This window comes from Desulfatiglans anilini DSM 4660 (genome assembly GCF_000422285.1).
Taxonomy (GTDB): domain Bacteria; phylum Desulfobacterota; class DSM-4660; order Desulfatiglandales; family Desulfatiglandaceae; genus Desulfatiglans; species Desulfatiglans anilini.
Window position 1 is genome coordinate 1 of the sequence record NZ_AULM01000036.1, and the last position, 22021, is coordinate 22021.

The 22021-nt window shown below is 56.4% G+C and carries 24 protein-coding genes, 1 tRNA gene, 3 pseudogenes and 1 riboswitch; of the genes and pseudogenes, 14 read left to right on the forward strand and 14 right to left on the reverse strand.

Annotation, left to right across the window (positions count from 1 at the left end):
• The 4 genes and pseudogenes from H567_RS29395 to H567_RS0117485 form a co-directional block, all read left to right on the forward strand.
• On the forward strand, nucleotides 1-430 hold a 430-nt coding region (locus H567_RS29395; RefSeq protein WP_208598416.1), incomplete at its 5' end, for a hypothetical protein.
• A gap of 426 nt (nucleotides 431-856) precedes the next feature.
• A pseudogene (locus tag H567_RS25750) lies at nucleotides 857-1117 on the forward strand (transposase); the annotation flags it as partial.
• A 7-nt stretch (nucleotides 1118-1124) separates the two neighbouring features.
• Nucleotides 1125-1424 (forward strand): IS3 family transposase, encoded by a 300-nt coding sequence (locus H567_RS30320; protein ID WP_084517502.1) that lies wholly within the window; start codon nucleotides 1125-1127, stop codon nucleotides 1422-1424.
• A gap of 4 nt (nucleotides 1425-1428) precedes the next feature.
• The gene (locus H567_RS0117485; RefSeq protein ID WP_028322374.1) at nucleotides 1429-1617 is read left to right on the forward strand and encodes a hypothetical protein; all 189 of its coding nucleotides are present in this window, start codon (nucleotides 1429-1431) and stop codon (nucleotides 1615-1617) included.
• A gap of 152 nt (nucleotides 1618-1769) precedes the next feature.
• On the opposite strand, the gene H567_RS0117490 is transcribed toward H567_RS0117485, so the two are convergent.
• The 4 genes and pseudogenes from H567_RS0117490 to H567_RS25760 all read right to left on the reverse strand — a co-directional run.
• Entirely contained in the window at nucleotides 1770-2108 is a 339-nt protein-coding gene (locus tag H567_RS0117490) for a carboxymuconolactone decarboxylase family protein (protein WP_028322375.1), read from the reverse strand.
• A gap of 75 nt (nucleotides 2109-2183) precedes the next feature.
• Nucleotides 2184-2891, reverse strand: a complete 708-nt coding sequence (locus H567_RS0117495; protein ID WP_028322376.1) for a cytochrome c biogenesis CcdA family protein — start codon at nucleotides 2889-2891, stop codon at nucleotides 2184-2186.
• A gap of 34 nt (nucleotides 2892-2925) precedes the next feature.
• The gene (locus H567_RS0117500; protein ID WP_028322377.1) at nucleotides 2926-3318 is read right to left on the reverse strand and encodes a thioredoxin family protein; all 393 of its coding nucleotides are present in this window, start codon (nucleotides 3316-3318) and stop codon (nucleotides 2926-2928) included.
• A gap of 130 nt (nucleotides 3319-3448) precedes the next feature.
• Nucleotides 3449-3664 (reverse strand): annotated as a pseudogene (locus tag H567_RS25760) (thioredoxin family protein); the annotation flags it as partial.
• A 789-nt stretch (nucleotides 3665-4453) separates the two neighbouring features.
• Between H567_RS25760 and H567_RS25765 the strand changes: the two are divergent.
• The 6 genes and pseudogenes from H567_RS25765 to H567_RS30145 all read left to right on the forward strand — a co-directional run bounded on the left by H567_RS25765 (nucleotide 4454) and on the right by H567_RS30145 (nucleotide 7753).
• Complete coding sequence (locus tag H567_RS25765; protein ID WP_279615005.1) at nucleotides 4454-4750, forward strand: ArsR/SmtB family transcription factor; 297 nt, start codon at nucleotides 4454-4456, stop codon at nucleotides 4748-4750.
• 202 nt (nucleotides 4751-4952) lie between these two features.
• A pseudogene (locus tag H567_RS25770) lies at nucleotides 4953-6124 on the forward strand (permease).
• Between the two features lie 104 nt (nucleotides 6125-6228).
• Complete coding sequence (locus tag H567_RS0117525; protein WP_028322379.1) at nucleotides 6229-6462, forward strand: thioredoxin family protein; 234 nt, start codon at nucleotides 6229-6231, stop codon at nucleotides 6460-6462.
• Nucleotides 6463-6484: 22 nt separating this feature from the next.
• A complete protein-coding gene (arsM, locus tag H567_RS25775) occupies nucleotides 6485-7105 on the forward strand; it encodes an arsenite methyltransferase (RefSeq protein WP_244155505.1) in 621 nt (206 codons plus the stop codon).
• A 27-nt stretch (nucleotides 7106-7132) separates the two neighbouring features.
• Nucleotides 7133-7297, forward strand: coding sequence for a hypothetical protein (locus H567_RS29655; protein WP_244155506.1), 165 nt, complete (start codon nucleotides 7133-7135; stop codon nucleotides 7295-7297).
• 258 nt (nucleotides 7298-7555) lie between these two features.
• Nucleotides 7556-7753: a (2Fe-2S)-binding protein gene (locus H567_RS30145; protein ID WP_084517509.1), complete on the forward strand. Its 198-nt coding sequence runs from the start codon at nucleotides 7556-7558 to the stop codon at nucleotides 7751-7753.
• Between the two features lie 190 nt (nucleotides 7754-7943).
• Here the strand turns inward: H567_RS30145 and H567_RS0117535 are convergent, their stop codons facing one another.
• From H567_RS0117535 to H567_RS0117565, 6 genes are all read right to left on the reverse strand, one after another.
• Nucleotides 7944-8954 carry a sensor histidine kinase gene (locus H567_RS0117535; RefSeq protein ID WP_028322380.1) on the reverse strand — a complete coding sequence of 337 codons (1011 nt, stop codon included), beginning with the start codon at nucleotides 8952-8954 and terminating at the stop codon, nucleotides 7944-7946.
• Between the two features lie 82 nt (nucleotides 8955-9036).
• The gene (locus H567_RS30150; protein WP_028322381.1) at nucleotides 9037-9216 is read right to left on the reverse strand and encodes a multicopper oxidase domain-containing protein; all 180 of its coding nucleotides are present in this window, start codon (nucleotides 9214-9216) and stop codon (nucleotides 9037-9039) included.
• A 48-nt stretch (nucleotides 9217-9264) separates the two neighbouring features.
• Complete coding sequence (locus H567_RS30155; RefSeq protein WP_153306249.1) at nucleotides 9265-9576, reverse strand: twin-arginine translocation signal domain-containing protein; 312 nt, start codon at nucleotides 9574-9576, stop codon at nucleotides 9265-9267.
• 30 nt (nucleotides 9577-9606) lie between these two features.
• The gene (locus H567_RS0117555) at nucleotides 9607-9963 is read right to left on the reverse strand and encodes an SHOCT domain-containing protein (protein WP_208598417.1); all 357 of its coding nucleotides are present in this window, start codon (nucleotides 9961-9963) and stop codon (nucleotides 9607-9609) included.
• A 396-nt stretch (nucleotides 9964-10359) separates the two neighbouring features.
• Nucleotides 10360-11181, reverse strand: coding sequence for a Spy/CpxP family protein refolding chaperone (locus H567_RS0117560; protein ID WP_028322383.1), 822 nt, complete (start codon nucleotides 11179-11181; stop codon nucleotides 10360-10362).
• A 299-nt stretch (nucleotides 11182-11480) separates the two neighbouring features.
• Nucleotides 11481-13415, reverse strand: coding sequence for a copper-translocating P-type ATPase (locus tag H567_RS0117565; protein WP_028322384.1), 1935 nt, complete (start codon nucleotides 13413-13415; stop codon nucleotides 11481-11483).
• On the opposite strand from H567_RS0117565, the gene H567_RS29975 reads away from it, so the two are divergent.
• Both H567_RS29975 and H567_RS0117575 read left to right on the forward strand, forming a co-directional pair.
• Nucleotides 13335-13559: a hypothetical protein gene (locus H567_RS29975; protein ID WP_244155509.1), complete on the forward strand. Its 225-nt coding sequence runs from the start codon at nucleotides 13335-13337 to the stop codon at nucleotides 13557-13559. The two genes, H567_RS0117565 and H567_RS29975, sit on opposite strands and share 81 nt — an antisense overlap.
• Before the next feature lie 476 nt (nucleotides 13560-14035).
• Nucleotides 14036-14162: riboswitch (cyclic di-GMP riboswitch) on the forward strand.
• A 41-nt stretch (nucleotides 14163-14203) separates the two neighbouring features.
• The gene (locus tag H567_RS0117575; RefSeq protein ID WP_028322385.1) at nucleotides 14204-16207 is read left to right on the forward strand and encodes a hypothetical protein; all 2004 of its coding nucleotides are present in this window, start codon (nucleotides 14204-14206) and stop codon (nucleotides 16205-16207) included.
• A 298-nt stretch (nucleotides 16208-16505) separates the two neighbouring features.
• On the opposite strand, the gene H567_RS0117580 is transcribed toward H567_RS0117575, so the two are convergent.
• From H567_RS0117580 to H567_RS0117600, 4 genes are all read right to left on the reverse strand, one after another.
• Nucleotides 16506-16581 (reverse strand) — tRNA-Phe (locus tag H567_RS0117580).
• Nucleotides 16582-16674: 93 nt separating this feature from the next.
• Nucleotides 16675-17130 carry a ribonuclease HI gene (gene rnhA / locus H567_RS0117585; RefSeq protein WP_028322386.1) on the reverse strand — a complete coding sequence of 152 codons (456 nt, stop codon included), beginning with the start codon at nucleotides 17128-17130 and terminating at the stop codon, nucleotides 16675-16677.
• Nucleotides 17130-18203 carry a DUF1573 domain-containing protein gene (locus H567_RS0117590; RefSeq protein WP_279615008.1) on the reverse strand — a complete coding sequence of 358 codons (1074 nt, stop codon included), beginning with the start codon at nucleotides 18201-18203 and terminating at the stop codon, nucleotides 17130-17132. Before H567_RS0117590 ends, rnhA begins: the two co-directional genes overlap by 1 nt.
• 58 nt (nucleotides 18204-18261) lie before the next feature.
• A complete protein-coding gene (locus H567_RS0117600) occupies nucleotides 18262-19050 on the reverse strand; it encodes a redox-sensing transcriptional repressor Rex (protein ID WP_084517513.1) in 789 nt (262 codons plus the stop codon).
• A 93-nt stretch (nucleotides 19051-19143) separates the two neighbouring features.
• Here H567_RS0117600 and H567_RS25785 point away from each other — a divergent pair, with 93 nt between their 5' ends.
• Both H567_RS25785 and H567_RS0117610 read left to right on the forward strand, forming a co-directional pair.
• Nucleotides 19144-21552: a PAS domain S-box protein gene (locus H567_RS25785; RefSeq protein WP_051185077.1), complete on the forward strand. Its 2409-nt coding sequence runs from the start codon at nucleotides 19144-19146 to the stop codon at nucleotides 21550-21552.
• Nucleotides 21553-21993: a PaaI family thioesterase gene (locus H567_RS0117610; protein WP_208598418.1), complete on the forward strand. Its 441-nt coding sequence runs from the start codon at nucleotides 21553-21555 to the stop codon at nucleotides 21991-21993.
• Nucleotides 21994-22021 lie beyond the last annotated feature (28 nt).

Genomic DNA, 22021 nt, shown 5'->3' on the forward strand with positions numbered 1-22021 from the left:
CCGCAAACCCTGCCATCGGACCCCCGACGGGCAATATCCACTCTCTCGCCTCATCTGGGTCGACTACAACTCCTCGGCCATCATCCCCCAGCATCTCTTCCAGGCAATGACTCCGTCTTCCCCTCAACCCTTTCCCCCTCCACCCCCAGGGGGGGCGGTGTGCCTTTCTTCCCCTCCATCTCGCTCCAGATATCTGCGCGCTACCGAATCCGAAACCGACTTCGCCTACGTCCTCGCCCTCCTCAGACGCGGGTACTCCGAACACGCCATCCGCTCCCTCCTCATCGAGCAACGGACCTCCTGGGATCATCACCAGGGCGAACGGAGAAAAAATGCCTATATCAATAGAACCATCGCCAAGGCCAAGGCCATCATCCAAAATCCCTCTGGCCAGATTACCCCGAAAATCACCACCAATCGTCCAGGATAATCAGAAAAAAAACGTCAGATTATTGTGAAAGACGACAACCGACAGCAAAATACACTGCCACCTCCTCACCTGCGTCATCGCGCTTTCCTCCCTTCGCCTGCTTGAACTCAAGCTGGGCGGACCAGAGAGCGCCAAGACCATCATGGAAAAGATGACAGCCCTCAACTGTGTTCTCACTTGGCATCAGGGCAGAAAAGCACCATCTGTCCAGATTGAGGAACCCAATGAGATCCAGGCCAAAGTGCTGGCCGCCTTTGGATATGAACAATAGCTGACGGTTAGTTTCTACAACTCCGAGACTCAATTGTCTTTTAATTACAGGATATTGGAACTTCCTTCAACTTCAAACTCTGAAAGTCCTGTCTGAGGCCCAGAAAGGGGGCAACGATGGCGAAGCGACGGAGATTCACCTAGCAATTCAAGGCCAAGGTGGCGCTGGAGGCGATCAAGGGGCAACAGCCGATTCACGAGCTGGCGAAAGAATTTGATGTCCATCCGAACCAGATCGGGCAGTGGAAAAAGCAGCTGTTGGAAAGTGCCTCGCAGCTTTTTGATCGTGGTCAGGACGCAGATACAGCCGCCCAGGCGGCTGAATTGGACCGGGCGTATCGGCAGGTCGGACGCCTTCACGTCGAAGTGGATTTTTTGAAAAAAAAGTCGGTCACCTGGACTGACGGTTGCGGCTAAGCGGTCTATGGTTGAACAGGATCATCCGGACTTGAGCATCCGCCTGCAGTGCGGTCTGTTGAAACTGCACCGATCCAGCTACTATCGCGGCCCAAGGGGTGAGAGCGAGGAGAATCTCAAGCTGATGCGGTTGATTGAAGAAGAATATCTCCGGCACCCGTTTTTCGGAACCCGTAAAATCGGGGATCATCTCCTACAGTTTGGGCATGGGGTCAACAGGAAGCGGGTTCGACGTCTGATGCAGCTAATGGGGCTTAAGTCCATCGCATACTTGGGGTTTACCTCACAGCTGCACCCACGCCGCTGAAAACGTGAGAATCCCCGAGATCGACGCATTCCTCACCGAGATCGCCACAGTCTGCGAGAAGCACGGCCTGGTGCTCGCCCACGAGGATCTCGATGGGGACTTCCTGGTCGAGGACTATACACCCGATGCGCTCGAGTGGATCCTTCGCGCCAATGAGAACTTCCCCGGCCGGCTGAAGGAGATGGAGATTTAGTGGCCGGGCAAAGCACACGCCACCGGCCATTCGTGAAAACCAGAGGGCGCGACTGCTCTGTGCTTCTCAAACGGATCCCCTGCCCTCTCCCCTAGCAGCGTGTTGGTATCCGCATTTGAAAGGCCCTGTTAAACCTCTCACTCGGAGACCCGTTATTTAGCGCAACAGGAAGAACTCTTGATGTCCTCGGCGAGCAGCTGACGCCAGTCGCCCAAAGCATCATGGGTCCAGCAGTCATCCCCGCCGGCAGCTTCCCTAAAAGTCAACGCCATGATGTAGGCCAATTCCTGGACCGTTGCCCCTGCCTCAAGCGCCCCCATAAAATGCTTCAACAAACACGGCTTTGATCTGGCCTTGATTGCCAGAGCAAAACAAATGAACTGGTAGGTCTTTTCGTCTATAAGGCGCTTCTCCTTGTAAAGCGCATCGATCTTGTCCAGCGCATCCGCAAATTCCGGGAACCATTCCGCCAACAATCGCTCTCCAGCCATCCAAACCCCTCCTCTCGTTTGATCGTAAGATCGTCATCCCTCAGCCGCGCCCTATCGCGGGCCAAATTTGTTCTCTCAGAGCACGATAAACGGACTTCCTATGAAATAAACCCCCAAACACCCGATCAAAACGCCGGCACCCCTCCGAAACCATATCCCTGCCCCTTGCCGAACACTACTTTCAATCAACCTTCTGGCAGCGGCCGTCGAACTTCCCGCCACCAGGATCGGAAGGCAATGCCCGAGTGCAAAGAGGAAAATGAAAAAGACGCCTGTGCTGATGGCCTCCTGGACCGTGATAATCGCCAGGATCGGCGCAATGAACCCGAAAGTACACGACCCGGACAAAACGCCGTAAGCTAACCCTAAGCCAAATGCCCCTCCCAAGCCCGAAAAGTTGAGCCGCTGGAGCCATCGCCCTGAAAACGTGCACCGTTCCACTCCCAGCATGCCGAGTGCTACCCAGACCAGGACGAGCCCCACCAGGATCTGCCAGTAATTCCCAATGTCTCCGAGCATCCGGCCGAGCCAGGCGCACAGCACGCCCACCAGTGCGATACTGGTGAACAGCCCCACGCTGAAGCTTCCGGAGAAGTACACGCCATCCCTCGGCTGCAGCACCCGCCGCTGACCGCCGACATAGGCGATGATCAAGGGTATGGAAGCCAGGTGACACGGGCTGAAAAGAACGCTGACCATGCCCCACAGAAAACACCCGAGCCCGCCAATGAGCACGCCTCCGCTCATCCATTGGTTAATGGTGAGAAAGATCTCCTCGAACATCTGCGTTTCCCCGCGCGCGGAGTTCTCCGCCCATTTAATGTACGCCCATCTTCTTCAGCTGAGCGACGATATCCGCCTCGGCCATAAAGCCCGTGTGCCGGTAAACTTCTTTTCCGTCCTCGTCAAAAAAGATCTGGGTCGGGATGGCCCGGATGCCGAAGCGTTTGGCAGGTGCCTGATCCTTCCAGACATCGAGGAAAACAATTGCGGCCCTTCCCCGGTAGGCTTCTTCCACACGTTTCAGAATGGGCGCCATCATCTTGCATGGTATGCACTTATCGGCTCCGAGATCCACCATGGTCACCATGCCCTCCACCGGCACCTTCTTGGAGGAAGATGCAGAAGCGTGGAACCGGGCGCTGGAACCCATCAGAACCGCCACTGCGAAAAACACGACCAGACCGACCTTGGCGTGAATCCCGTTCATGTTCATAACCCCCTTTGATCCATCCCGCTCAAGCGGATGCGATTTTCCCTCTGGAATCCCCGTCACAAGGTGTCCCGATCCTGCCTCCCCGGCTTGTTCAGGGCACCGGGCGTCATGGGTCATTCCCTGATCATTCACGTTCGGCCTTCTCAATGAGCGCCCGCAGCTTCACTCGCGGGAGCGCCGCGCCTACTGCAACAACACGCCCGTTGATGACAAGGGCCGGCATGCCCATGACGCCATAGCTCCCAATCTCCTTGATATCTCTGACATGCCGAAGACTGGCGGAAAGATCGAATTCTGTCAGTACAGCCATGACTTCCCTCTCCATTTGATCGCACTGGGCGCAGCCAGGGCCAGGACCGCTATGTCCAGTTCTTGGCCACCGGGCTCGTCTTCATGAGGCAAGCCGCAATACTTTCTGTATTCGCGGAAAAACGCCTGCGCATAATCCCCCCGGGCCTTGGCAGGAATATAATTCTTCCTGCCCAGCCTCTGCATGAGTGCGGCCCTGATTTCCTCCTCCGACCCGTTACGAATTGCCCGCGCATTTCCACGAGGGCCGCCTCCAAGCCGATGGTGCCCACAGGTTGCCCCTTCACCCTGATCTGAAAAATGTTGTTCTCATCCATCACTGTGCTCCATTGCCACTCCTCCTCGCCACCTTCACAAGCTCCTAGACCTGTACTCAGAGTCGAAAGCCTCCTCTCCAAGCGCTGCGCAAGGATCATTGGAAGATTTCTGTATACGCATTTATGAATATAGCACTCGCTGGCTTCTGTCAATATCCGTGGTCATTCCCGTCACCAATCAGCATGCCTTCAATCCTTAAAGAGCACGACTCCCATCCTTTTCGAGCGCATCATGAAGACTGAGGGATGCAGCTGAAAAGATGGACCTGGGTGCCAAACCAACGATCGGCCATCCGGGAAGACCGATCATGCGCCGAATTCAGGCTAGCAGGCTATTGAAGGGGTTTTTTCAACACGCTGCTAAGACCGTCCAGATCGCACAAGAATCGACGCACGGATTTTTTTGTTTGACAGCGCTCTGAGGAAAGAATATATCTATAAATAGCGATATGGCGATGCAATGAAGGATTTCATCAGAGTCGTCAAGGCCCTTTCCGAACCGGGTGAAAATCATCAAGATCCTGCAGCGGCGCGTGCTGTGCGTCTGTGAAATCCAGGCGGCACTGGGACTTGCCCAATCCACCACGAGCAAGCATCTTAAAATCCTCGAGGATACAGGTCTGATCAACTACACGAAAGACGGGCTGTGGGTCAATTATGAACTGGAGAAAACCCCTTCAAATCCGTATGCGGCCATCCTGCTCAAGCAGGTCTGCGACTGGATGGAGGACGAAGCCGATGTCTCGGAGTTGGTCGCCCGCCTACCCCGCATCCGCCGGGAGGACATCTGTGGAAACTGATTTTTTTTGCGTTATTACGGGGAGCATCGTTCCTTTCCATTTCTACCATGTTATGGCTAGTAACTTTCGGCGAAAGGTCCCCCACCGGTAATGGAAACATTTGATACCCCCAGTAATAACGTATCATGACACGGCCAACGGCCCGTCAGCGCCGCCGCCGTGACGCCTCTTCCTGGTTCAACACGCTGAAAAGGAGTTGAGAATGAAGGAACGTACTAAACTCCTGCTGATCGCCGCGATCTTCCTGGCGGCCTACTATGTGCCCTGGGCCCATCCCACGATTCGACAATCCGGACTCGAGGCCTTCATGAAGCTGCAGGAATACGCCCGCGAACACGTGCTGACCTGCCTGATCCCCGCTTTCTTCATTGCCGGCGCCATCACGGTGTTGGTCTCGCAGGCCTCCGTGCTCAAATACTTCGGCGCACAGGCAAGCAAAATCCTCTCCTACTCGGTGGCCTCCGTCTCGGGAACCATCCTGGCGGTGTGCTCCTGCACGGTCCTGCCGCTGTTTGCCGGCATCTACACGCGGGGCGCGGGGATCGGGCCTGCGACGGCGTTTCTCTACTTCGGACCGGCCATCAACGTGCTCGCCATTACCCTGACCGCGAAAATCCTCGGCTGGCAACTCGGCCTGGCCCGGGCCGTGGGAGCCGTGATTTTCGCGGTGGTGACAGGCCTGCTGATGGCCATCATCTTAAAAAAGGATGACGCCGCGCGCACCACCGGCCAGATCTACGTGCCAGAGGCCGAAGGAAATGAACGGACTCTTTTTCAGGACACCCTGTACATTGGGACCATGGTGCTGATCCTGGTCTTCGCCGCTTTCGCCAAGCCGGATCCCGGCTCGACCGGGATCTGGCCCACTGTTTTCGCCGCCAAGTGGCACATCACCATCGGGCTGCTGATTTTACTGGGGCTCATGCTCAAGGCCTGGTTCACCAAAGAGGAGTACAAGTGCTGGCTGGAAGCCACCTGGGGCTTCATGAAATAGATCTTTCCCCTCCTTGCAGGGGAGTTCTCGTGGCCGGCTTCATGCTGGGCCGTCCCGGCCATGCCGCCCTGATTCCCGAGCAGTGGATCCAGTCGCTGCTGGGCGGGAACTCCCTCGGGGCCAACCTGATCGCCTCGGTGGCCGGAGCGTTGATGTACTTTGCCACGCTCACCGAGGTCCCCATCCTGCAGGGCCTCCTCGGGGCCGGGATGGGCCAGGGGCCGGCTCTACCCCTGTTGCTGGCCGGACCGGCGCTTTCCCTTCCCAACATGCTCGTGATCGGAAGCGTGATGGGGGTCAAGAAGACAGCCGTCTTCTGTGCGATCATCGTGGTGATGTCCACCTTCGCCGGGATGATCTATGGTGCGTGGTTTGCGTGATCCCTCCAGAGCAGCCGTTGGAGATTTGTTCGCGTCAGTTCGACACCGGCAGAAACGTGCCGGCTTTCGAAACATCGAAGGAATACAGAAAAGAGAAAGAAGATATGGACATCAAAGTGCTGGGTCCTGGCTGCCCCAAATGCCAGCAGACAGAAAAGGTCGTCAAGAAGGTGGTCGCCGAAACCGGCTTGGACGCCACCGTGGAGAAGGTCACTGATACCATGAAAATAGCGGGCTACGGCGTTTTCCTTACGCCAGCGGTGGTGGTCGACGGCGAGGTGAAAAGTGTGGGCAAGGTCCCTTCCAAGGACGACGTCAAGAAGTGGGTCTCCAGATAGCAGGCATCATGGAGGATTTTTCATGCCGAAATGCAAAGATGATGAAATCCGTGATCTCGTAAGGGAAAAATATGGTGCGGTTGCGGAAGGCAAAGAGGGGCTGGGAGGCTCCGCCTGCTGCGGCAACACGCCGACCATGACAGAGATTCAAGCGAGGGGGAAGTTTCTGGATTACCGGGAGGAGGATCTTCTGCTTGCGCCCGGGACAGCCAACTTGGGGCTCGGCTGCGGCAACCCCATCGGCATGGCGGGGTTGATGGCGGGGGAGGCGGTGGTTGATCTCGGGAGCGGCGCGGGCTTCGATGCCTTTCTGGCCTCCAGGCAGGTGGGTCACTCAGGACACGTGATCGGCCTGGACATGACCGCGGAAATGGTTCAGAAAGCCAAAGAAAACGCCGAGAAACTGGGGGTTCGGAACGTCGATTTCCGCCTCGGAAAGATCGAGGCCCTTCCGGTCGAAGACAACACCGTTGACGTGGTCATCTCCAACTGCGTCATCAATCTCTCTCCGGATAAGGGAAAGGTTTTCAGCGAGATCCACCGGGTGCTGAAGCCCGGAGGGCGCATAGTGATTTCCGACGTGCTCCGCTCCGGGGAGATCCCGGACTCCCTTCGGGACAACCCCGCCGCCTACACCGGGTGAGTGGCCGGGGCCATTTCACCCGGGGAGGTGGAAAAAATCCTTTGGAACGTGGGTTTCAAGGATATCAGGATCCACGAAAAAGAGCAGAGCCAAGAGATCATCCGTGGCTGGAATGTTGCGGAGGGGGCTGAGAAGGTCGTCTTTTCAGCCTACATCCTGGCGGTCAAGCCTTTCTCCGAACCGGGAGTGTGACTGGAAATCCGGGCATGACTTGAATCAGCCGGCCATCGAAGCCAGCCAAGACTGGTTCTGCAGCATGTTCCATACGCCCTTAATCGGCGACAACTATCCGGTTTTATTCAGTCAATCGGAGACGCCCTGTCATGGTGGCCGCCAACGGCTGCCTGGCATGCTGGCCAGACTCATCCCAGGAAAACCCGAGATGCGCCTGAAACACCATCTCCCCCCTAGTGGCTTTTTTGAAGAGCTAAAGCACGGGAGTAAAACACCATGGCCGACAAAGCCCCCTTTACCGAAGATATCCGCAATGCACCCGACACGGAAACGGTCTGCTATTGCTCCAGTTTAAGCAAGGGAGCGATCCTCCAGGCGATGGAGGCAGGAGCCCGATCGCTGCAAGAGATAAAAGCAGCCACAGGCGCCTGCACCCAGGGGCGGTGCCGGGAAACAAACCCGAGAAGACGTTGATGTTCGCGGGAAATCCGCCTTCTCCTCGGTGAGGAAATCGACCAACAAACACTGGCGATGCCATGAAGAAGCAGGAAAACATGCTGCTTACAGGATACACCCACGCTTGAGCCGTTCCCTTTATCTAGATCCATCCGGAAATGATGTCCCGATACAAGCCAGTTTCCAATCCGGAAATGAGGATTGGAAATTATTGAGCGGTCGGCAGCCGGACAGAGAACGTGACGCCTCCTTCGGGATTTGAACTTAGGGAAATCGTTCCTCCATGGGCCTCCACGATTTTTTTGACGATGGAAAGCCCCAAACCGGTGCCGCCCTTCTTGGTGGAATAGAAAGGTTCGAATATCCTGGCGCGCTCCTCTTCCGTGATGCCGCAGCCGCAATCGGAAACCTCGAGCACCGTTTCCCCTTTTTCCACGCGGGTTCGGATCTGGACCGACTGCCCGGAGGGCGATGCCTGAATGGCATTCGTGAGCAGGTTGACGAGGACCTGTTTCATTCTGTTTCTGTCGAGAAGCTGGGGTGCGATCTTGGGGTCGAGGTCTGTTTCCAGGACTACGCCCCCCGCCTGAGCTACAGGTACGAGGGCCGCGGCGCATTCCTCCGCCAGGCCGTTGACGCTTTCGGGTTTCCTGTCGAGTTCGAGCGGGCGCCCAAAGTCCAGCATGTCTTTGACCATGGCTTCCAGCCGGGCTGTTTCGCTCACCGCGAGTTCGAGCTTCTTACGGCTCTTTTCATCTGCTTGCAGCCGCCTGGATACCTGGCTCACGAACCCCCCGATGGCCATCAGGGGAGACTTCATATCGTGGGCGATTTCGGCCACCGCCCGCCCTATAGCCGCGAGCTTTTCAGCCTCGAGTCGCGCGGCCTGCGCCTTCCTCTCCCGCTCGGCCAGGTACCCCAGCACCAAGGCGATGAAGACATACAGGGCGCCTTCGAAGAGGAGGTTGAAATCATAGGAAAAACTTCGCCACCGGTAGATGCCGTAGGGCAGGTAGAACAGGGTGGCGGCCGCCGAGACCAGCACCGCTCCCCGCAAGCCAAACCAGAAACTTCCCAGGATGAGGGGAAGATAAAAGAGCATCCGGTAGGCCGTGTGGCGGACCATCCGCTCGGGCGCCGTGAAATAATGGAGGGCGGAGATCGCCAGAATGAGGAAAACGATGGTGAAAATCTTGAGGTTCTTGTGCCGGAAGGCCATCGGGTCTTCACCTCCCTGGCGATAGATTTGAGTCTTTCCGGGCATTCACCATCACGACGTTGGCCATCCCCGCCATCAAGTGTTAGAGGTTGTGGCAGTGCTGAAACCAGTGCCCGGGATTATCTGCCATGAAACCGATTTCCACCTGGCTCTTCGGGTTTACGAGAACGGTGTCCTTTTGGATCCATTCGCCAGGGGTTAGCCGCGGGTTCACCACCCTGAAGAAATCTCCGCATTTCTCGAGATTTCGTAGACCTAGCATCTGAGCATTTTCCCGCAGCCTGTCAAAGGCGGATCTTTCAACACGCTGTCAGGGACTGGCACGCCGTGCCATTGAGTAGTGGATTTTTCGGCGAGAGAGTTTTTCAGCACGATCTGGATCATCATCTTCTTCTCTGACGCGTATTTTTGACCCGGGAACCTTTCCATCGCAGGTCCACGCCCAGATATCATCAGGCCGGGTCCCGAGACTAATTCTCACCCTGGAGGCGGAAAGTCGAAATCCCCGCTCCTTCGCCTTTGATGCAGCGCAGGAATGCTTCATGGTCCATGCGGACAGGATGGAAGCGGCTGTCGCCCCAACTCCAGCGGTCTTCAGGAACGTCCGCCTTGTAATGGCCACGCGTCTCCTCTCTCATTATTCATTCGGTGGTCATGACTGGATGTGCGTTTTCTTCTCTTCGAACTCCTGCCTGTCGATCTCCCCTCGAGCATAGCGTTCCTTTAGAATGTCCAAAGCGCGGGAAGGGCCATCCTCCGATGCAGGGCGGGACTCACTCCGGGTTTTGTGCACCAGCCACCGGATGAGAAAGATCAATCCGACAAGGATGAGAACCCATAATGCGATCATAAAAATGCCTCCGAACCATCCCATGCCCCAGCCGTCCATCATCCCCGGCCCCATGTGCCAGTCGCTGTAACCTCTCCCTTGGGCAAAGGCCTCCCGGGAGATGAAGAACGCCGGGATGGCTCCCAGGGAACCCCGTAATGAAGATCTGCGGAATTGCATAGGTACCTCCTTGTTCTCTAAAGAATGGTTTTATCTCTAAAAACGCATAAAATCCGAAGCAGGGTATGCGAAAAACTGAAGCCGGCTTCGAGTTGAAGCCGCGGAATTGGTTGGAGGCTCAGGCCGGCAGAGGCAGGACGCATTGGAGACCGGCCACGAACATGCCTGCCCCGGTGGCTTGGATAAATCCGCGGTGTGTCACCTGCCCGTTTCGGCGAATGGTGTGACCCGCGCCTAAACAAGGACGGCAGGCCATCAAAGAACGCCCATCTGCAGCGTTTGGCTTATTCCCCGCCCCTTTGGCCCTGCTCGCGCGCAGGCATCGTCACTCTTGCAATTTTCGGGGGATCTTCGCATGTTGGAAACCCTTGAGCGGGGGAATGTTTCGACAGCATGCTACGGTTTTTTCAGATGGTTCCCGGATACTTCCGAACCCTGATCTTCCATCCTCTCGAGTTGCTCGGGGGTGAGAATTTCCTTCAAGCCGCGGATGTACTCGATGCCGGCCAGATACATCTCCGCCCGGGCCTCGGCCTCCTTCACGAAAGCATCCTTGACCTGCTCCGCGTCCAGGTTCCCTCCCCATTGAATGCCGGCCAGCTCGATCCTGAGCTTCATGTGACGGGCCCAGAGATCCGCCATCCGGTCGAGCTTCTCCTGTGCAAGTATCCGAACACGGCTCCATTGCTCGGCTGTCAGATCGAGTTCTTCGAGGTCGGCGATCATGCGCGCGCCAGCGTCCATGAGACACGGGCCCGCCATCCGTCTACAACCCGAAAGCGTCATCATTTCGTCCATGCCGCCCGGGCCGCCCATCATGTGGGACATCATGCCGCGCATCATTCCTGTGCCCATCATTCTGCGAGCGGCCATGCCGCCCTTGCCGGCCATCCGGCCCGCGCCTTGCCCTTCGCCTTCGCCGCTTTTCGTGCGGGCCATCATTTCCCCGCCGCGTCCATCTCGGTTTTTCATCGCCTTTGCTTTGGGGCAGCCCTCGTCAGGGTACCCATCCTGCATGCCCATCCCGTGCCGGTGGGCAGCGTCGGATTCGGCGGAGGTCTGCTGCATGTGCCGGCCGGTCTGAGGCGCAACGGTAGCGTTCTGTTCGCCTTTCGTGGTCTGATCTTCCGCTGCGGTGGTGAGGCCGATCCCCCAAAAGCCGAAGGCCAGGGTCGCTGCGGTTAACAGAATGATCTTCGAGGTGTGAAGCGATAGCATGTTTGTTGCCTCCTGAAAGTTGATAGTTTGCTAGGCACACAAGGATTTATGAGGATGTTCGGGTGGCGAAAAGCGGCCAAGCGTGTAGACGTAATCGTATATATATGTAATTTATAACATAATCGGCGGCTACGCGCAATGCGGTCAAGAATGGATTTCCCCGCCTGAGCACGCAACGGCACCGCGGACGCGAGCAGGCTCAGGAGGGGGGTTGCAAAATCGTGCCGGCCATTCTGGCTCCAAGAGGAATCCCTTAGCCCTTCTTGAATCGCTCTTATCGAGGCGTGTCCTGCTCGATGTCACTTCGATATTCTGAGGAACCGCGCGTTAATGGCTACAATGACCGTGCTGAGTGACATGAGCACCGCCCCCATGGCTGGTGAAAGAAGAACCCCATAGCCATGAAGAACGCCTGCTGCGAGGGGAATGGCAAAAGCATTGTAGCCGGTTGCCCAAACCAGATTTTGGACCATCTTTCGAAAGGTGGCTCGTGACAGGACCAGGATGGCCACTGCATCGAGGGGGTTGCTGCGGACCAGAATAATGTCCGCGGTCTGGACCGCTACGTCGGTTCCTGCCCCGATGGCAATGCCCACGTCCGCCTGCGCAAGAGCCGGGGCGTCGTTGACGCCGTCGCCGGTCATGGCCGTAATCAACCCTCTGGATTGCACCTCCTTGACTTTCTCTGCCTTTTCCTTGGGAAGGACTTCTGCAAAGTATTCGTCCAGCCCCACTTCTTCAGAAACCCATTTGGCAACCGCCTTGTTGTCGCCTGTAAGCATCATGCATCTGATCCCCATACCCTTCAATTTGGAAACGGCCTCCTTCGATTCATCCCTGATCATGTCGGCAAGTGCAATAGCGCCTTTCAGTTCATCGTCCACCATCACGAAGACGACGGTTTTGCCTTGTGAATTGAATTTTTCTATACGTTCGTCAGCTGCCGAAATGCCGTTTTCTTTCAGGTAACCAGGGCTAACGATCTTGACGTTCTTTCCCTCAACCTTTCCCTGCGCTCCTTTCCCCGGGATGGACTTGAAATCCTCCACCTGAGGCGGGTTTTCGGTCGAAGCGGCAATGCCCCTGGCAATGGGGTGTTCCGAATGGGTTTCGATCGAAGCGGCATAGGCGAGCAATTGCTCCTCAGTCAAATCGCCTGAAAACACCAAAGTGTCCGTCACACCGAACTCACCTTTTGTCAACGTCCCGGTCTTGTCGAAGATGATGGCTTGAATGTTCCTCCCACGCTCGAAGGATGCGCGATCCCTGATCAACAACCCGTTCTTGGCGGACAAGGCCGTGGACACCGCCACAACCAATGGTACGGCAAGGCCCAGGGCGTGGGGGCAGGTGATGACCATGACGGTGACCGTCCGCTCCAGGGAGAAGGCAAAATCCCTGTTGATGATCACGAGCCACAGGAATAGGGTGAGCACCCCGCAGGAGAGGGCGATGATCGTCAACCACAATGCCGCCCGGTTCGCAAGGTCCTGGCTCCGAGACTTGCTTTTCTGAGCCTCCTCGACGAGACCAATCATTTGCGAGAGGAACGAATCCTTGCCGGTTTTCTGAACCTCGGCGGTCAGGGCGCCTTCTCCGTTGATAGCGCCACCTATAAGCTTGGCGCCAACACGCTTTTCGACCGGCTTGGATTCGCCGGTGAGCATAGCCTCATTGACTGAACTTTCCCCATCCACCACTTCGCCGTCCACGGGTATTTTCTCCCCCGGTTTGATGAGGACTTTGTCTCCCTCCTTTAACTCGGCAATGGGGATGTCTTCCGTACCACCATCGGGCATCATCTTGTGTGCGTCGGAGGGCATAAGTTTGGCGAGTTCTTCCAGGGCGCGGGATGCCCCCATTACCGATTTCATCTCGATCCAGTGGCCCAGGAGCATGATATCGATCAGTGTCGCCAGTTCCCAGAAAAAGACCTTTCCGCTCAATCCGAATACCACGACGCTGCTGTAGAGGTAAGCCGTGGTGATAGCTATGGCGATGAGGGTCATCATCCCTGGTTGTCTCTTCTCCAGTTCATTGAAGAGGCCCTTCAGGAAAGGCCATCCACCGTAAAAGAAGACCCCCGATGACAGTGCCCAGAGAAGATAAAGATCGCCCGGAAACCTCAATGCGGTCCGGATACCGAGGAAAGTTTGAATCATCGGGGAGAGAAGGAGGATGGGGATCGAAACAGCCAGGGAAATATAGAAACGCCGCTTGAAATCGGCTACCATGTGCGCGTGGTGGTCACCTCCCCCGCCGTCATGTTTTTGATGTTCAGCGTGTGCCCCATCTTCGCTGGGCTTTTTGTGGTTTTCATGTTTATCGTGATTGCCTGCTTGAGAGTGGTGCTGATCATTCGGGGCATCAGGGCTTGACATGCGGTCCTCCTTTCATACATCGATTTTTTCGATGCAGCTTTTTTACTCTCGCCGGAAGATTGCAGGTCTAGTGTTTCTTGCCATGCAAATTTAAATAAAGATGTTATGATAGATTGTTTTTGTTTAAAACACAAAGAACACTGATCCAAATATTATTTACATCGCAAAACCTTTCTCTAAATTATCCAAAAATTGATCAAAATGTGCTTTTTAGGTTTTATCGAAAAATTACGTTTTCCGAATGATAACTACACTAAATTTTCAAGGGGGGCGTGTCTCAGCCATATTGACACAGAGGGCATATGCCACACTTTTTCGTTGACATTTCCGACGAAATTTTTCATGTTAGAATTCGTTTTTCTTTTGTTCTTTCACCTCTATTTCGGAGGTGTCTATGATTCCGCCATCCCTTAAACTGCCTGCACCCCGCCTCCCTCTGGCTTCGCGCTTAGGGAGGCATCAAAGCATCCTAACTTTTTGAAAACCAAACCCATTGAAAGATGGGGACGGAAAGCCACGGCTCTGGTTAGCTTTTTCTAGCTGTACTCTTTTTTTCTGCTTCCTGAACCGTTGAAGCTTAAAGACAGCCGAGCTACCGAGGGTGACTTCGTAAAGATCACCAAGGGCGGAGGCGAACAATCATGCAATCGAGAATTCGAAAAATCCTGCTCGCGTTGATCGCCTTGGCCGGCCTTGCCGGCTTCGCATCAACGCTGCATGCCGATTGCGACCAACCGGATGCCCCGGACTGTGGATGCTTCAACAACAACGGGCCGTGGGATGCGGGCGGGCCATCCTATCCCGGCACGCTGTTCATCCAGGAAGTCGCCTATGACACCGTCGGGGTTTTGGAATCCTGCAATTGCCCGCCCACGTTCGGTTGCGACTGGGACCCCAAGCCCACGGATCCAGACGTGAACTTCAGCCATGCCGGGAAACCATACTACCAATTTACACTGGGGCAAAACTTGGAAGCCGGTGCTCTCTTCTTGGCGGAGTTGATGGCGTACAACCCTGTGGTTTCCTTTCATCCTCGTCAGAATTGGTGCTCTGAAGTGGTTTCGTATTGGCACCGCGAGACATCGCTGCCCTACCTCTACGGCTTTCGCACCGATTATCACCCGGATTGGCTGATCGACAACGTGGCTGACCTGCGAGCATGGTACATGGCGGAAGAGAGATTAGTGGAGAGCGGCCATGGCGGGCGGGGCATCTGGATTTCATCCAGTGCGCTCGACTACTCCGAATTCGAACCGGGGGTCAACGCCCCATTGCCCGGATCGTACATTGCGTTTGCGGATTACGATGACGGCATTCCGCCCGCGTTTGCCGGGCTGAAATACTCCCACAGCGCGATCATCGACGAAATGTGGGTCCACCGCAATGCTTACGGGAACGTCATCCGGGTGGCGGTTTCCCTGCTGGAGGGGAACGTGCACACAGCGGGCGGACAAGCGGTCGTCGCCACGCCCGATACGAAAATCCCCGACCTGTATACCTACACGCCGAACGGATCTCAGAACCTCGGCCATTACAAGGGCCGCGATGATACATGGAACACCGCCGACGACGTCTATCGGCGAATCTACGGCTTTGGCATCGATCTCGATGAACACGGCCAACCCGTCTACGACCCTGACCGGCTCCACGAAGTAGCGCACCCGGAAATCCTTTACGCGGTGGCCACCATACAGGTCCAGGTGGAGGACGAGGCCTGGAACCAGTACGCCCTGTTTATGGAAGATCTGGTGGACTACGCCAAGGACCTCAGGCAGGTTGGAGGGCCGGTGGTCAAGTGGGGTGAAAAATCTTACCCACTTCCCGACGGCCAGTCCAAGAACGCGATGACCTTTCCGAAGGACTTCGTCGGAGAAGTCATCATCGATCTGATGGGCCCGCACCCCCTGCCGATTTGCGGCATCGAGTTGACTTGGAGCCCCGGCGCCCTGCCGCTGGGTTACACAGTGGAATTCTTTGGGGAGAGCCAGCAGTCCAGCATGGCAACCGTTCCTGACTACAGCCAGTTAGTGCCGCCGCCGAAACTGCCCACTCCCGTGCCGATTATGCTTGACGAGCCGTTTACCGGCGTGAATTGCGTGCGGCTGTTCTTCCCTGAAGGAAGCATCGCTGCTGATTCGGAACTCCTCTGCCTGAGCGTGCGGTTCGAGGGCTCACCCTGGGAGGATGCTCCGGGGGAATCCTTGGAGCAGGAGATCCCGGTGTTCGTCGACGTGAAGCCAGGGTCATGCCCCAACTCGCTTCGGCCGCGACAGGGAGGCGTCGTGCCCGTGGCGATCCTTGGAACCTGGAATTTCGACGTGACCGCTATCGACCCGGCGAGCGTGACACCGGTCGGGAGCGGGATCTTTCCGCTGCGCTGGGCTTACGAAGACGTGGCTACACCTTTCATCGGCCCCTCGAGGGAATGCCATTCGATGACCAAGGATAGAATCCTCGACCTGACGTTGAAGTTCGACGCGAAGGCGCTGGCAGAATATCTCGAAATCGATGCTCACGCGGGGGAAACGATTCCTCTGCTTTTGGAAGGAGTGATCAAGGATGTCAACGATGTGACGATGATCCGTGGCCGGGATTGGATCCGCGTGCTCGGCGCCCCAAAGGGTCCCCAAAAGTTGGGTAAATGAGGAGGTCTCCAGACACGAGAGCATTTTTAGGAAATGTTGGTCCAAGAAACTGCCATGACGATCCCGCGAATCGCCAGGACGGGGGGTTGGCTTCGTCTGAATTCCACCAGACGAAACCGATCCCTTCAAACATCCGCTTTTCCAGTTGGACGATTCGTGTTTGATGAGTGGGGGTCGGTATCAGACCCCGTCATGTCCTCTAAGCCTGCTCTTTATGGTGTATTGCCTGGGAATTTGACTCATTATGGTTTCCACGAAAAAGGGGCTACGGTTCATCACCGTAACCCCTTGTTTTCGCTGGTGCCGAGACACAGAATCGAACTGTGGACACGGGGATTTTCAGTCCCCTGCTCTACCGACTGAGCTATCTCGGCGCGACAGTGAGAGCCATTATAGGTTTGCGTGTGAGGCAGGTCAAGCTGAAATTTACGGCTGATCCGCTTCAGCCGGGTTTTTCCATCCGGGGGCTAAGCCTTGCCCGTGCACTGATCGATGGCTGACCGGGCCAGGGCATCGCACCGCTCGTTTTCCGGATGGCCATGATGCCCTCTGACCCATCTCCATTCTATCTGGTGCTTCCGGCTCAAGGCCAGCAGCTCTTCCCAAAGGTCCCGGTTCTTGACCGGCTGCTTCAGGCTGTTCACCCAGTCTCTGCGGACCCAGCCGGGCAGCCACTCCGTCATGCCCCGTTTCACATAATTCGAATCGGTCACCACCCGCACCCGGCAAGGTCGATCGAGAGCCTGCAGCGCCTCGATGACGGCCCGCATCTCCATTCGATTGTTGGTCGTCATCTTTTCGCAGCCGGAGATCTCCCGGGTCACTCCTCGATATCTGAGAACGGCGCCGTAGCCTCCGGGGCCGGGGTTGCCCCTGCAGGCCCCATCCGTGAAGACTTCTACTATCTCCTCCCCTTCGGACATCACTCTTTGCCCTGCAACTGTTTGGGAGGACCCTGCCGCCCCTCAGGGGGAAGCCCCTCGGTCTTGGATGCCGTCATCCCCCTGATCTGAATGACGATCTGAGGCATTTCAGCATAGTTTGTCTTGAGGAGGAGAAATCCGCCGAATCGCTCCTGTGCCTCGCCGGAAGCCGTAAAATGCAACCGGAATTTTTTGCCCTTCTCCAACTCCTCGATTCGGTAGGCGACCTTTCCTTCAAGGCTGAAGTTCGCCGGCGTCAGCGTGAGCGGTTTGTCGGGCGCGGCCTCGATATCGACGCTCTCCGAGATTTCGTTGCCCGCCTCACCCTGAAGCAAGACAAAGCGTTTGGAAATCTTCACAGGGGGAGCCACCACGGCCGGCTGACGGCCGGCGACACGCCCTCTGATGCGAATGGGGATCTCCGGCCTTTCGGGGTAATTCGTCTTCAATTTCAAAACACCGTTGAAGCTTGCCGGGGTCTCGGGTGTGGTGCTGAAGGTCAGTTTGAATTGCTTCCCCTTTTCGACTTCTTCCATCTTGTACTGAACGATCTTATCCAGATCGAAAAAGACGGGTTCGAGCGTAAGAGGCTTGTCCAACTCGGCCCGGATCTCGAGCTCCCGGGTCGCGGTTTCATCCTTATCGACCATCAGATAGACAAAACTGCTGGAGAGGTGAATGGGGACCTTCACGTCGGCCTTCATGGTCAGCTGAATCTGCTCGTTGGCGGGATCATCCGTCTGCACACGCGCAACCTTGCTGAACGCACCCTGATATCCCCTGGTATTGATCTTGAGAACCACTTTTCCTTCCCCGCCCGGGGGAACGGCCTTGTCGTAGCTGGCCACAGAGCAGCCTCAGCCGGTCTTCACATCCAGAATGTTCAAGTGCGCCTCGCCTTCGTTCCGGATCACGAAAGCATGCTCCAGAACCGAGCCCTCGTCTACACCCTTGAAGTCGAATTCCCGCTCCGGAACCAGCGCCTTGGGCCTTTTGATCTCCTGTGCCCCGGCGGAAGCGACGCCAATTCCCATAAAGAGCAAAAGCATAAACACCATCCAAACCCTGCGCATAAACCAAACCTCCTTGTTTCATCAAAGAATGCAGCCAGCTTTTTCACCCCCACCGGCTCTACGGATCGAGCCTGTGATGGAGCTTGTACGTCAGAACATCCAGTTTAACCGTAAAATCAATGTTTTCAACAAGACAGCATTCAGGGACCACAATGCGCGTCGGAGAAAAATTCAGCAGCGCGTGCACCTCAGCCTCCAGAAACTCGTCAGCCACCATCTGCGCCGCCGAAGCCGGTGTGGAGATCACGCCGATCTCGATCCGACGTTCCTTGACAGTCGTTTCGAGCTCTTTGATGTCCTGGATCTGAATCCCGCTCGGCGTAAGCTGTCCGATCTTTTCAGGATCGCTGTCGAAGGCCGCAACACATACAAAACCCCTCGCCGCGAGGCTTTCCTGCTGAAGAAGAGCCGAACCGAGGTTTCCGACGCCGGCCACGGCGATCTTCCAGTCTCGGTTGACAGCCAGAATCTTCTTGATGTGGGTCTGCAGGTCGATGACGTCATAGCCGACCCCTCTCACCCCGAACTCACCAAAATACCCGAGATCCTTACGAACTTGAGCGGGATTCACCTGGCACAGCCACGCCAGCTTATCCGACGAGACCATTCTGTAACCATCGAATTCCAGAAGCTCCAACTGCCGGTAATAGAGCGAGAGCCGTGTGATGGTGGCCTTGGGAATTTTAACCTGTTTTCGCAATGCATTGTCTCCTGAATTCTCCGACGTTCGGGCCGCCTGAGGTATTTTTACAGACGCCGAAAGAACTGTGAGTGTATGCTGAGAACCCACCCAAGTCAAGAACCTCAGCTTGGCGTGCCGGGCGGCCTCACCGCGCCCGTCCGGCATACGATTTGTAATGACAAGGCAGGGATTTTTTGTTTAGAATCATCTGGTTTGTTTTTTCAGTTTTCTCCTCTGCATCGAGACACCTGAGCACCTATGAGAAAAAAAGCACCCGAAAAACCCTCCGCCTCCGGAAACGTGAAGAAAAAGAAGCTCTCCGAGTCCGAAGCGGCCTCCCAGGCCGGCACGGCCCCTGCATCCCCTGAGCCCCTGTCCAGTGAAAGATACCAGGCCTTTGTCGAGAACATCGGGGAAGGCGTTTACGAAATCGACATTCTGGGACATTTCACCTATTTCAACAACTCGCTTGCCAGGATTTTCGGCTACCCCCCCGAAGAAATCCTCTACAGAAGCTTTTCCATCTTCATGGATGAAGATTACGCCCGCAAGGGGTTTGATACCTTCAACAAGATCTATCGGACCGGCGAGGGCATCAATGACATGATCTGGGAAATCCGCCGGAAGGATGGATCCACCCGGATCATCGAACTTTCCGCCAACCTCGTGGTCAACAAGGCCAGTGAAAAAACCGGTTTTCGGGGCATCGTCCGCGATATCAGCGAGAGATACCGCGCCCGCGAGGCCTTGAAAAAGTCTGAACGGCGCTACCGCACCCTTCTCGAGTTCGCCCCCTATCCCATCGTGGTCTTCAATCAGGAAGGATGCGTGGGGTATTTGAACCCGTCTTTCACCGAGGTTTTCGGCTGGACGCTCGATGAGCTCAAGGGAAAGGAAATCCCCTTCTACCCTGCGGAGCCGGGAGGCGAGACCGGAGAAAGCGTCCGGAGGCTGTTCCAGGAGAAGGGGCTCAAACGGTATGAAACCAAGCGTTTGACGAAGGACGGACGTTTGCTGGATGTCGTCATACGCGACACCGTACTCACAGACGAAGCGAACGGCACGTCCATGGAGCTGATGATCCTGCGGGATGTCACCCACGAGAAACGGCTGGCGAGAAACACCGAGGCCCTCCTCCGCATCGGCATGGCGCTGCCCCAGTATCCCGAATTGGAAGACCTGCTCGATTATGTCAGCAATGAGATCAAGAACATGGTCGACTCGGAAGGCGCGCTGGTGATTCTCCTGGACCATGAAAAAAACGAGCTCTTCTTCAAGTCCGGGGCCCATGACGATTCGGCCACCGAGCGGAAGATCAAAGAAATCCGATATCCGGCCGACAAGGGTGTCTCAGCGGAGGTCCTCCGGACCGGGCAGCCGATTATCGTAAAGGATGCCTACAGCGATCCGAAGTTTTACACCATGGTCGACCGCCAGGCGGGGTTCAACACCCGCAGCCTCCTGGATGTCCCCTTGCGCGAGAAGGACCGGATCATCGGCGTCCTTTGCGCCATCAACAAAAAAAGCGGAGACTTCGACCAGACGGACATCGAACTCCTGAACATGATTGCCGGCACGGTAGCCCTTTCGATCGAGAACGCCCGCTTCGCAGAGGAGTTGAAGGAGGCTTACAAGGAGGTCACCGCTCTCAACCGCGCCAAGGACAAGGTCATCAATCACCTCTCGCACGAACTGCGTACACCTTTGTCGGTTCTTGCGGCATCTCTCACAATCCTCGAAAAGCGTCTGGCCCAGGTGCCCCCGGAGGCATGGAAACCCACCATGGGGCGGGCGGAGCGCAATCTGAACCGCATCCTCGAAATGCAGTATCAGCTGGATGACATCATCAGGGACTCCAATTACCAGATTCACCAGGTGGCAACGATTCTGCTCGAGTCCTGCACCGACCTCCTGGAAGCCCTGGCAGCCGAAAGGGTGGGTGAGGGTCCGCTCGTGGAGGCCATCAGAAAGCGGATCGATGATCTCTTCGTCCCCGAAGAACGTCCCGTGGAACGTATCCTGCCTCATGAGGTCATTCCCCGCATCCTCGATGAGATCGAACCGCGCTTTTCGCATCGCAGCCTGGATATCCAGCGCTATTTCACCCCGGCGCCCGCCATCGAGATCCCGATGGACGTCCTCGAAAAGGTGGTGACGGGTCTCGTCAAGAACGCCGTCGAGAACACCCCTGACCACGGACGCATCGAGCTGCGTTTGCACCAGCGGGGCAAAGGGGCCGAATTGGTCGTTCAGGACTTCGGCGTCGGGATCACCGAAGAAAATCAGCGGCGGATCTTCGAGGGGTTTTTCTCGACCCAGGAAACGATGGCCTACTCATCCAAACACCCCTATGAATTCAATGCCGGCGGAAAAGGGGCCGACCTGCTGCGGATGAAGATCTTTTCCGAACGGTATCACTTCAGGATCGATATGAACTCCACCCGCTGCCGCTTCATTCCGCTCAACACGGATGTCTGCCCGGGGGATATCGAAGCCTGCACCTTCTGCCGCCAACGGGAAGACTGCCTCTCGTCCGGCGGCACCACCTTCCGCGTCTTCTTCCCCGCCGCCGACCAGGATTCCCTTTCCGGCGGAGATGGACCGCCGGATCGGCCCGACGCGACGCGAACCCGTTCGCACGAATTGCAGCAGAAAGGAGAATCATGAATGGCCCTGCGTGAATCGATCCGTTCCGCCATGTTCGCCCGGGTCCGGGAAGAAGGCTATGCAGATAAACTCGGCCTCCGCCTCGTCGACGTCGAGGAAGGATATGCCAAGGTCGAAATGAAGCCCGATACGACCAACGAGAATATTTTCGGGATGGTGCACGGGGGCGCGATCTTCTCCCTGATGGACGAGGCCTTCCAGATTTCCTGCAACAGCCACGGGACCGTCGCCGTAGCCCTTTCCGTCAGCGTGGTCTACCACCGGCCACCCGAGGCGGGGGCGACCCTCACGGCGGAATCCCGCGAAGTCCACCGCTCCGCCAAGACCGGGACCTACGACATCCATGTGCGGGATGAAAAGGACCGTCTCATCGCCTCCTGCCAGGCGCTCGCTTATCGCAAGAAGGATCGTCTGCCTTTCCTCCCGGTCGGGGATGCCTGAACGACAACATAACAAAGTAAGTCTATCC

Bases quoted from the DNA above. Each gene is read 5' to 3' on its own strand.
- H567_RS30320 (WP_084517502.1), top strand. From the start codon at position 1,125: ATGGTTGAACAGGATCATCCGGACTTGAGCATCCGCCTGCAGTGCGGT.
- H567_RS0117490 (WP_028322375.1), bottom strand. From the start codon at position 2,108: ATGGCTGGAGAGCGATTGTTGGCGGAATGGTTCCCGGAATTTGCGGAT.
- H567_RS0117495 (WP_028322376.1), bottom strand. From the start codon at position 2,891: ATGTTCGAGGAGATCTTTCTCACCATTAACCAATGGATGAGCGGAGGC.
- H567_RS0117500 (WP_028322377.1), bottom strand. From the start codon at position 3,318: ATGAACGGGATTCACGCCAAGGTCGGTCTGGTCGTGTTTTTCGCAGTG.
- H567_RS0117525 (WP_028322379.1), top strand. From the start codon at position 6,229: ATGGACATCAAAGTGCTGGGTCCTGGCTGCCCCAAATGCCAGCAGACA.
- arsM (WP_244155505.1), top strand. From the start codon at position 6,485: ATGCCGAAATGCAAAGATGATGAAATCCGTGATCTCGTAAGGGAAAAA.
- H567_RS30145 (WP_084517509.1), top strand. From the start codon at position 7,556: ATGGCCGACAAAGCCCCCTTTACCGAAGATATCCGCAATGCACCCGAC.
- H567_RS0117535 (WP_028322380.1), bottom strand. From the start codon at position 8,954: ATGGCCTTCCGGCACAAGAACCTCAAGATTTTCACCATCGTTTTCCTC.
- H567_RS30150 (WP_028322381.1), bottom strand. From the start codon at position 9,216: ATGCTAGGTCTACGAAATCTCGAGAAATGCGGAGATTTCTTCAGGGTG.
- H567_RS0117555 (WP_208598417.1), bottom strand. From the start codon at position 9,963: ATGCAATTCCGCAGATCTTCATTACGGGGTTCCCTGGGAGCCATCCCG.
- H567_RS0117560 (WP_028322383.1), bottom strand. From the start codon at position 11,181: ATGCTATCGCTTCACACCTCGAAGATCATTCTGTTAACCGCAGCGACC.
- H567_RS0117565 (WP_028322384.1), bottom strand. From the start codon at position 13,415: ATGGTAGCCGATTTCAAGCGGCGTTTCTATATTTCCCTGGCTGTTTCG.
- H567_RS0117575 (WP_028322385.1), top strand. From the start codon at position 14,204: ATGCAATCGAGAATTCGAAAAATCCTGCTCGCGTTGATCGCCTTGGCC.
- rnhA (WP_028322386.1), bottom strand. From the start codon at position 17,130: ATGTCCGAAGGGGAGGAGATAGTAGAAGTCTTCACGGATGGGGCCTGC.
- H567_RS0117600 (WP_084517513.1), bottom strand. From the start codon at position 19,050: ATGCCGGACGGGCGCGGTGAGGCCGCCCGGCACGCCAAGCTGAGGTTC.
- H567_RS25785 (WP_051185077.1), top strand. From the start codon at position 19,144: ATGAGAAAAAAAGCACCCGAAAAACCCTCCGCCTCCGGAAACGTGAAG.
- H567_RS0117610 (WP_208598418.1), top strand. From the start codon at position 21,553: ATGGCCCTGCGTGAATCGATCCGTTCCGCCATGTTCGCCCGGGTCCGG.